The following is a 9,430-nucleotide window of genomic DNA, read 5'->3' on the forward strand; positions in this document are numbered from 1 at the left end:
CCGGCCGGGCGCCACCGGGTCACTTTCGTCCGGTGACCGCATCGATGTCGGGGGCATCCACGGCCTTCATGCCGACAAGGTGATAGCCCGCGTCGACATGATGCGTTTCGCCGGTCACGCCGCTACCGAGATCGGAGAGCAGGTAGAGGGCGGATTTGCCGACCTCGTCCTGGCTGACATTGCGGCGCAAGGGCGAGTTCAGTTCGTTCCACTTCATGATGTAGCGGAAATCGCCGATACCGCTGGCCGCCAGCGTCTTGATCGGCCCGGCCGAGATCGCGTTCACGCGAATTCCGTCCTTGCCCAGGTCCTCGGCCATGTAGCGCACCGAGGCTTCCAGCGCGGCCTTGGCCACGCCCATCACGTTGTAATGCGGCATCACCCGCTCGGCGCCGTAATAGGTCAGCGTCAGGGCCGATCCGCCCCCGGTCATCATCTTGGCCGCGCGCTGCACAACGGCGGTGAAGGAATAGACCGAGATATCCATCGTCATCGCGAAATTGTCGCGCGTGGTATCGACGTAACGGCCGCGCAGCTGTTCCTTGTCTGAATAGCCGATCGCATGGACGATGAAATCAAGCCGGTCCCAGCGCTGTCCCAAATCGGAAAAGAGCCGGTCGATCGAGGCCTCTTGGGCGACATCGCATTCGAGCACGATATTGCTGCCCAGTTTCTCGGCCAGCGGACCCACGCGTTTTTTCAGCGCCTCGCCCTGGTAGGAGAACGCCAGTTCAGCCCCATGTGCCGCGCATTGCTGCGCGATGCCCCAAGCGATGGACTTATCGTTTGCAAGCCCCATGATGAGCCCGCGCTTGCCTTCCATCAGTTTCATTGACATCCGGATGCCCTCGACCACCTATTCGGAAAATTGCAGCCGGTGTAGGGCAAATGCCCCCCCCCATCAAGAGCGACAGACCACGGCAGGAGCGCGCAGTCATGGCCGACAGAAATGGAATTTTCACGGGCGACGACCCGTTCGAACTGGCACGGCGCTGGCTGGCAGAGGCCGAAAAGACCGAGGTCAACGACCCGAACGCGATCGCGCTGGCGACCGTCGATGCCGAGGGCCTGCCCAATGTGCGCATGGTGCTACTGAAAGAGATCGAGAACGATGCTTTCGTCTTTTACACCAATTACGACAGCGCCAAGGGCACAGAGATCGCCGCCACCGGCAAGGCGGCCTTCGTGCTGCATTGGAAATCGTTGCGCCGCCAGATCCGCGTGCGCGGCACGGTCGAGCGCGAGGATGGCGCCAAGGCGGACGCGTACTACGCATCCCGCGCGCTGCAAAGCAGGCTGGGGGCCTGGGCCTCGCGGCAATCGCGGCCACTTGGCTCGCGCGGGCAATTGATGGCCGAGGTGGCAAAGGTGACCGCGCAAAAGGGGGTCTCACCCCGGCGCCCGCCGTTCTGGGGCGGCTTGCGTATCCGGCCCGTCGAGATCGAGTTCTGGGCCGATGGCGCGTTCCGCCTTCATGACCGGTTCCGCTGGTGCCGCACGCAGACCGGCGCTGACTGGCAGGTAGACCGGCTATACCCGTGACGCCTTGACGCCGGGCCGGTTTCGACTTGCGTTTCCTGCGGTCAGCGGAGAAATTGGTCATAAGAGGTGACGTGCTGCTTAAAAGGCGTAGTTGCACCTGAGGATAAAAGGGGACGGGGCATCCACTCATGCCCGTACTTGCAGAATGAACGACGAGCCGACAGAGGCGACGCCGGTGCCTGTGACGGGCCGCGTCAAGTGGTTTGACCCGGGCAAGGGGTTCGGGTTTGTTACGGCCGATACCGGCGGCCCGGATATCCTGCTGCACGCAAACGTGCTGCGCAATTTCGGTCAGAGTTCGGTTGCCGACGGGGCGTCGATCAGTCTGGTCGTGCAGCGCACGCCCCGCGGGCTGCAGGCGCTGGAAGTTCTCTCGATCACGCCGCCACCTGCTGAATTCGGCCTTCCAGGTATGGACGGTACGACCGCCGTCGATCCCGCGATCTTAGCCGCGACCCCGCTTGAGCCGGCGCGGGTGAAATGGTTCGACAAGGGCAAGGGATTCGGATTCGCCAACGTGTTCGCACGGGCAGGAGACGTGTTCATCCATGTCGAGGTGTTGCGCCGCTCGGGACTGGCCGACCTGCAAGCGGGTGAGGCCGTCGTCCTGCGCGTGATCGAGGGAGAGCGGGGGCAAATGGCGATATCGGTGGGGCCATGGGAAAGCGCGTTGCCAGATTCCTAGCGGGCCTGAGCCTTGCATGGGGGCTTTTTGCAGCTGCGGCCGCGCATGCCGTTTCTTGTGTCGAGACCCGGGCGGACCTGCGCGGAGACTGGGGGCAGGCTCGCTTCGAGGTGGAGGTTGCCGATACCGCAGAGCAACGCGCCCGCGGCCTGATGTATCGCGAGACGCTGGCAACCGGGGCGGGGATGCTGTTCATCTATCCCCGGCCACACCGTGCAATGTTCTGGATGAAGAACACCCTGATTCCCCTCGACATGATCTTTCTCGATCCGGTTGGTCGAGTATTGCGCGTTCATACGGATGCACGCCCGATGGACGAGACGCCGATTGATGGCGGGCCGGGGGTCAAGGCCGTGCTTGAGATCAACGCGGGAATGGCCGCGCGGCTGGGTATCACCCCGGGAACCGAGTTGCGCCACCCCGCGCTCGGGCCCGGCGCGGCCTGGCCCTGCCCATGAGGGCCGCTTTGCCCTTTCCTAATCGTCGCGCGGGCGCTAAGCAGGCGGAGACGGGGCGTAGCGCAGCCTGGTAGCGCGACGGCTTTGGGTGCCGTAGGCCGTGGGTTCGAATCCCGCCGCCCCGACCAGCGATTTTCTTTATGCTGTTTGATTGCCATGCAGGGCGGTTGCCCGTTTTCCGCGTCACCTCGCGCAGAGCATGAGCGTGCTGTCTCAACCGACTGTCTGGCAAGGCGTTACGACCCCGATTGTGCGGGACTCGTGGCATGGCTGAATCAACATCTTGTGGGGTCATCGCACGTCAACTGAAAAATCTGGTGCGCGCGTGTGAATTTTTCGTTGACGGTTCCATGTGAACTACGTCAGTTTGTGTAGGCCGGGCGCGACAACACTAGATATGGTGGCAGCGTAGGGCAAAACGAAAACTCCAACCAAGGTGCCGGGCAGCCGCCGGGCAGGTCGGTTTCCGCAAATGGGGCCGGGTGAGGGTACGTTTTTCCCGACGGACAGGGATCGGGGGCCGGCGCGACAACGCGCTTGGGCCATGTCACGAACAGACGCGGATGGGGCAGTCCACATGAAGATCGAACGCAAGTTCACGACCGAGGAAACCGGCGCCTACGGGGCCATCGAGTTCACCATCACCACATCTGAAATCCGTAACCCTGACGGAACGATCGTGTTCCGTCTGGACGCGGTCGAGGTGCCCGCAGGCTGGAGCCAGGTCGCAAGCGACGTGATTGCGCAGAAATATTTCCGCAAGGCCGGCGTTCCCGCGCGACTCAAGAAAATCCGTGAAAAAGGCGTGCCCGATTTCCTGTGGCGGTCGGTTCCCGATGAGGCCGCACTGGCCGAATTGCCGGAAGATCAACGTTTTGGCGGTGAAACATCTGCCTGCCAGGTGTTTGACCGGCTTGCGGGCGCCTGGGCCTATTGGGGCTGGAAGGGCGGCTACTTCACCGACGAATCGGACGCGCGGGCCTATTACGACGAGATGCGCTACATGCTTGCCACTCAGCGCGCCGCGCCGAATTCGCCACAGTGGTTCAATACCGGCCTGCACTGGGCCTACGGGATTGATGGTCCCGGACAGGGTCATTTCTACGTCGACTGGAAGACGGGCAAGCTGACCCGGTCGCAATCGGCCTATGAACACCCGCAGCCCCATGCCTGTTTCATCCAGTCTGTTGCCGACGACCTGGTGAACGAGGGCGGCATCATGGACCTTTGGGTGCGCGAGGCGCGGCTGTTCAAGTACGGTTCGGGCACTGGCACGAACTTCTCGTCGCTCCGGGCCGAGGGCGAGAACCTGTCGGGCGGCGGCAAGTCCTCGGGCCTGATGGGGTTCCTGCGGATCGGCGACCGGGCGGCGGGCGCGATCAAGTCGGGCGGCACCACCCGGCGCGCGGCCAAGATGGTGATCTGCGACATGGATCACCCCGATGTCGAGGAGTTCATCAACTGGAAGGTCATCGAGGAACAGAAGGTCGCCAGCCTGGTCGCCGGTTCCAAGCTGCACGAACAGCACCTGAATGCGATCTTCGCCGCGATCCGCGCCTGGGACGGCAAGGCCGAGGATGCCTATGATCCCAAGGTCAATGCCGGGTTGAAAGAGGCGATCCGCGCCAGCAAAAAGGCCATGATCCCCGAAGCCTATGTCAAGCGGGTGCTGGATTACGCACGCCAGGGTTATGACAGCATCGAGTTTCCGACCTACGACACCGATTGGGACAGCGAGGCCTATGCGACGGTGGCGGGGCAGAACTCCAACAACTCTGTCCGGGTGACGGATGCCTTCCTGAAGGCGGTCAAGGACGATGCCGACTGGGAACTGGTGCGCCGCACCGATGGAAAGGTTGCCAAGACCGTCAAGGCGCGCGAGCTGTGGGACCAGGTGGGCCACGCCGCGTGGTCCTGCGCCGATCCGGGCATCCAGTTCCACGACACGATCAACGCCTGGCATACATGCCCGGCGGACGGGGCAATCAGGGCGTCCAACCCGTGCTCGGAATACATGTTCCTCGACGATACGGCCTGCAACCTTGCCTCGATGAACCTCTTGACCTTCTACAGCGATGGCGAGTTCAGGGCGCATGATTTCATCCATGCCACGCGGCTATGGACGCTGACGCTGGAAATCAGCGTGATGATGGCGCAGTTCCCGTCGAAGGAAATCGCGCAGCTATCCTATGATTTTCGCACGCTGGGCTTGGGCTATGCCAATATCGGTGGCCTGCTTATGAACATGGGGCTGGGTTATGACAGCGACGAGGGCAGGGCGCTGTGCGGCGCTCTGAGCGCGATCCTGACCGGCGTTTCCTATGCCACCTCTGCGGAAATCGCGGGAGAACTGGGTGCGTTTCCGGGCCATCCCCGAAATGCCGAGCATATGCTGCGCGTTATCCGCAACCACCGGCGCGCCGCCCATGGCGATACCGAGGGCTATGAGGGGCTTGCGGTGAAACCCGTGCCGCTGGACCATGCCAATTGCCCCGACGGGCGCCTCGTGGCGCTTGCCAAGGCCGCCTGGGACGAGGCGCTGTCGCTCGGCCGCCAGCACGGTTTCCGCAATGCGCAGGTCTCCGTGATCGCGCCCACCGGCACGATCGGTTTGGTGATGGATTGCGACACCACCGGCATCGAGCCCGACTTTGCCTTGGTCAAGTTCAAGAAACTCGCCGGTGGGGGGTATTTCAAGATTATCAACCGATCGGTGCCCGCCGCGCTTGAGACACTTGGCTACGGGCCTGCGCAGATCGAGGAAATCATCGCCTACGCGGTGGGGCACGGCACGTTGGGCAACGGTCCCGGAATCAACCACACCGCGCTGATTGGTCATGGTTTCAGTCAGGCGGAACTTGACAAGATCGAGGCGGCATTGCCCTCGGCCTTCGATATCCGTTTCGTCTTCAACCAGTGGACCCTGGGCGAGGAGTTCTGCACCAAGACGCTGGGCATCCCGGCGGCGCGGCTGAATGATCCATCGTTCGACATGTTGCGGCACCTGGGGTTTGGCCGTGCCGATATCGAGGCAGCCAATGATCATGTCTGCGGGACCATGACACTGGAAGGTGCGCCGCATCTCGATCCCGCGCATTACCATATCTTCGATTGTGCCAATCCCTGCGGCAAGAAGGGCAAGCGCTTTCTCGGGGTCGACAGCCACATCAAGATGATGGCCGCGGCGCAAAGTTTCATCTCTGGGGCGATCTCGAAAACGATCAACATGCCCAATGACGCCACCATCGAAGACTGCCTGAACGCCTATGAAATGTCTTGGGCGCTCGGGGTGAAGGCCAACGCGCTTTATCGCGACGGCTCGAAACTTTCGCAGCCGCTCGCCGCTTCTCTCGTCGAGGACGACGAAGAGGCCGAGGAAATCCTCGCCACCGGCACGCCCCAGAAAAAGGCGCAGGTGCTGGCCGAGAAGATCGTCGAAAAGGTCATCGTCAAAGAGGTCGTCCGCAGCCATCGTGAAAAGTTGCCCGAGCGGCGCAAGGGCTATACGCAAAAGGCCATCGTCGGCGGCCACAAGGTTTATCTGCGCACCGGCGAATACGGCGACGGCAGCCTTGGCGAGATCTTCATCGACATGCACAAGGAAGGCGCCGGATTCCGCGCGATGATGAACAATTTCGCCATCGCGGTCTCGGTTGGCCTGCAATACGGCGTGCCGCTGGAAGAATTCGTCGAGGCCTTTACCTTCACCCGGTTCGAACCGGCGGGGATGGTGCAGGGCAATGACAGCATCAAGAACGCCACCTCGATCCTTGACTACATCTTCCGGGAACTGGCGGTCAGCTACCTGGATCGGACCGACCTGGCCCATGTCAAGCCTACGGGAGCCGCCTTTGACGAGCTTGGCGGCGGCGCCGAAGAGGGCAAACCCAACGTCGCCCCGGTGTCCGACAGTGCAGCTTCGAAATCGCTGGAGGTCCTGAAACAGATCAGTTCTACCGGCTATCTGCGCAAGCGCCTGCCGCGCGAACTCGTAGTGCTGCAAGGCGGTGTCGAGGCAATGGCGGGCCTTGGCGGCGCGACGGCGGTTGCCAGTGAAAGCATGACCGCGATCGCCACGGGTACCGTCGAGATCGACGCCCGGACCAAGGCGCGGATGCAGGGCTATGAGGGCGATCCCTGCGGCGAATGCGGCAACTACACGCTGGTGCGTAACGGCACCTGCATGAAGTGCAACACTTGCGGGGCGACCAGCGGATGTAGCTGAAAGAGGCCGGTCGGTTTCTTGAGGCCAGGGCGGCAACAGTTCTGTCGCCAGGGGCTGCGAACAGATCCCCATCGCGATGACTTCGCGGTGGGTATTGCCTTGTAAACAGTCGTCGGCAAGGACATGGCCCCGTGCGCGAACCCGCAAAGATCAGGCGCAGGTGGCGAAGACAGGAAGGCAAAACTCGTCTGTTCCGGTTGAAAAAGCCGCCTGAACGAATGGCTTTCCATGCCATTTCAAGGGGTTCGCGTCCAATGTCGACGAATTTGGCTTTCGTTGAATTTCGCCTTGAATATCCTGCGCTTGGACCGCTATACCCATCGACGGAGACGTGGCCGAGTGGTCGAAGGCGCTCCCCTGCTAAGGGAGTAGGCGGGAAACCGTCTCGTGGGTTCGAATCCCATCGTCTCCGCCACTTGACCCCGCGAAAGCGTTCTACCGATCCGGCTCCGGCCGGATTTTTCCGTTGTTTTCGAGAGTTATGCGGGTGGGGCTGAGCACTGGCCCCTGAGCCAGGAGGCCCTGAAGCAGTCTCTCAGGGCCGATATTCTCCGGACCTCATGACTGCGCCGATTTGGTGAATAGCTTGCAAGCTATTGTTAGAATATGATTTTCCAAGTTTCGATCTGAACACTTCGACGCCGGTCGCGCTCGGCGAGATGGAACAGAGATCGAACGTTCGCCATCGGGATCGTCATGCTTGCAAGATTCTACTGGTCATACCCGGAAGAAGACCAGGCACAAGCCGCGATGATACAGCATCCAGCTCCAGAAGAGGTCGCGACAAGTAAACATGAAACTTCTCCGTGATCAGGTTTTCAGCGCCGGCGAAGACGTCGCCCGTGTATCCGGCCGACAACCGTGCAAGCACCATTCGAAGATCTGGTGTTTCATCCCCGGCCTCAACTACCAAGAACCCGTCATGTTGCTCGACCAAGAATCCTTCGCTTCTCAGTGCAAGCGCTAACGTTGATGTCTTCACCGTCCCGAACCGCGTTGCGATGATCCATGTATGCTCACCAAGACTGCGGATGTTATTGGCCTGAAACTCCAGTTGGTCGTAGTGAGCACGTGCTTCCTCGAGCATAGTATGGGCAACCGCGTCCATGTACACGGGTTTGAAATCCCCTTCGAGGACTGCGAACATCTGTTCGATTACCTTGTCATGAATGTCACCCGGGTCGCCGCCAAAGACTGGAGGCACTCCTGCTTTTGCGGGCTTAACCACGATGACCTTCTCTAAATCATGGATTTCTTGAACCACCCAACGACGCCCGGAGAAGATCAGCAACATACCTGGGGCGAGAACATTGTCGACCGGCAGGGTGCCGAGGTCTCGCCCATCTGCAACCAACCGGAATTCCTCAGGTGTCTGGAATACGGCGTAGAAGCTGTAATGCTCCACTAGCCTTTCGCCCGTCTTGCCTAGGAGTAGGAGCCCGCTTCCAGACTGTTCGATCAGATCAGTTTCAGGATGACCGATCGCACGCAGTACATTTGCAAATACTTCGGTCGTGACCTTTCGGAAGGGGCCCTCGCGACACAGCACGTTGTAGATAACGTTCGCAGAACCACCGCCGCGCTCAGCAATGATCGAAAGTATCTGGTGGACGAGAGTCGAAAGGTGAAGCGCCTCCGGTTTCGGCGGCTCGCACCAGCCCTCCAGCAACAAGTCAATCATTGCTATCGACCTGATCAGGCCGAGGCGAAGGCGATCAACAAAACTGCTCTCTGTGGTAAGCTTGGTTTCGACAGCGTATTGCCTGAGTATGGCTGGCTGTCCCTCGCGCCGACCTGACCGGCCGAGACGTTGTCGCAACGCCGCGACGCTGAATGGCGCCCCGATTTGGGCCACGCAGGTCACGTCACCTATGTCGATTCCAAGCTCGAGCGTCGAAGTGCAGACCGCGGTTGTCGGTTTCGCAGGATCCTTAAGGCGGCGCTCCACGAAGTCGCGGTGTTCGCGGGAGAGACTGGCGTGGTGGGGATAGAATTCCTGCGGCAGGTGTTCCTTTTCACAAAGCTCACGCAACCGATCCGCGTAGATCTCTACTCGCTGCCGTGCCCCTGCGAAGACAAGGTTGTCGCTGCCTCGAAGTTGCTTGAACAGATGGTTTGCGATGGCGTCCGTTGCGGATGGGCTGCTTTCATCCTCATCGCCTGACAGGTAGCCGCGAAGCTGGAGCCGCAATTCAGCGTCGCCACCTTCTGCTTGGATGAGCTGGACAGATTTTGCGGAGTCCGGGCGCAGATAGGCCTTGGCGAGTTCCATGTCGCCAAGCGTAGCCGACAGACCTATGCGTCGGATAGGACGCTTTAGGGCGAGCTCAAGCCTTGTGAGAAGTGAACGAAGCTGGACACCGCGTTCGCTATCAAGAACCGTGTGCAACTCGTCGATCACAACCGCCCGCGTGACCCCGAACAGGAGCTATGCGTGAAACTGGGTGACGGGGTTTGAGAGGGTGGCGTATCGTGGCGGGTGCTGAAGCCTGCCAGAACTTCCAAGAGGAACGATACGCC

At 61.0% G+C, this 9,430-nt stretch carries 5 protein-coding genes, 2 tRNA genes and 1 pseudogene; 6 read left to right on the top strand and 2 right to left on the bottom strand.

What is annotated here, in order from left to right:
- Positions 1-19 precede the first annotated feature (19 nt).
- On the bottom strand, positions 20-838 hold the full coding sequence (gene fabI, locus EV663_RS06015) for an enoyl-ACP reductase FabI (RefSeq protein ID WP_132950881.1): 819 nt from the start codon (positions 836-838) through the stop codon (positions 20-22).
- Positions 839-936: 98 nt separating this feature from the next.
- On the opposite strand from fabI, the gene pdxH reads away from it, so the two are divergent.
- The 6 genes from pdxH (at position 937) to EV663_RS06045 (ending at position 7,325) form a co-directional block, all read left to right on the top strand.
- Complete coding sequence (gene pdxH / locus EV663_RS06020) at positions 937-1,542, top strand: pyridoxamine 5'-phosphate oxidase (RefSeq protein WP_132950882.1); 606 nt, start codon at positions 937-939, stop codon at positions 1,540-1,542.
- 145 nt (positions 1,543-1,687) lie between these two features.
- Positions 1,688-2,227, top strand: coding sequence for a cold-shock protein (locus tag EV663_RS06025; protein ID WP_132950883.1), 540 nt, complete (start codon positions 1,688-1,690; stop codon positions 2,225-2,227).
- Positions 2,200-2,685, top strand: coding sequence for a DUF192 domain-containing protein (locus EV663_RS06030; protein WP_132950884.1), 486 nt, complete (start codon positions 2,200-2,202; stop codon positions 2,683-2,685). Before EV663_RS06025 ends, EV663_RS06030 begins: the two co-directional genes overlap by 28 nt.
- A gap of 51 nt (positions 2,686-2,736) precedes the next feature.
- A tRNA-Pro gene (locus EV663_RS06035) sits at positions 2,737-2,813 on the top strand.
- 449 nt (positions 2,814-3,262) lie between these two features.
- The gene (locus EV663_RS06040) at positions 3,263-6,910 is read left to right on the top strand and encodes a vitamin B12-dependent ribonucleotide reductase (RefSeq protein ID WP_132950885.1); all 3,648 of its coding nucleotides are present in this window, start codon (positions 3,263-3,265) and stop codon (positions 6,908-6,910) included.
- A 325-nt stretch (positions 6,911-7,235) separates the two neighbouring features.
- Positions 7,236-7,325: transfer RNA gene (locus EV663_RS06045), tRNA-Ser, on the top strand.
- 279 nt (positions 7,326-7,604) lie between these two features.
- Here the strand turns inward: EV663_RS06045 and EV663_RS06050 are convergent.
- Positions 7,605-9,335 (bottom strand): annotated as a pseudogene (locus EV663_RS06050) (helicase-related protein); the annotation flags it as partial.
- Between the last annotated feature and the right edge of the window lie 95 nt (positions 9,336-9,430).

It is taken from the genome of Rhodovulum bhavnagarense (assembly GCF_004343505.1).
GTDB classification, from domain to species: Bacteria; Pseudomonadota; Alphaproteobacteria; order Rhodobacterales; family Rhodobacteraceae; genus Rhodovulum; species Rhodovulum bhavnagarense.

Bases quoted from the DNA above. Each gene is read 5' to 3' on its own strand.
- fabI (WP_132950881.1), bottom strand. From the start codon at position 838: ATGTCAATGAAACTGATGGAAGGCAAGCGCGGGCTCATCATGGGGCTT.
- pdxH (WP_132950882.1), top strand. From the start codon at position 937: ATGGCCGACAGAAATGGAATTTTCACGGGCGACGACCCGTTCGAACTG.
- EV663_RS06025 (WP_132950883.1), top strand. From the start codon at position 1,688: ATGAACGACGAGCCGACAGAGGCGACGCCGGTGCCTGTGACGGGCCGC.
- EV663_RS06030 (WP_132950884.1), top strand. From the start codon at position 2,200: ATGGGAAAGCGCGTTGCCAGATTCCTAGCGGGCCTGAGCCTTGCATGG.
- EV663_RS06040 (WP_132950885.1), top strand. From the start codon at position 3,263: ATGAAGATCGAACGCAAGTTCACGACCGAGGAAACCGGCGCCTACGGG.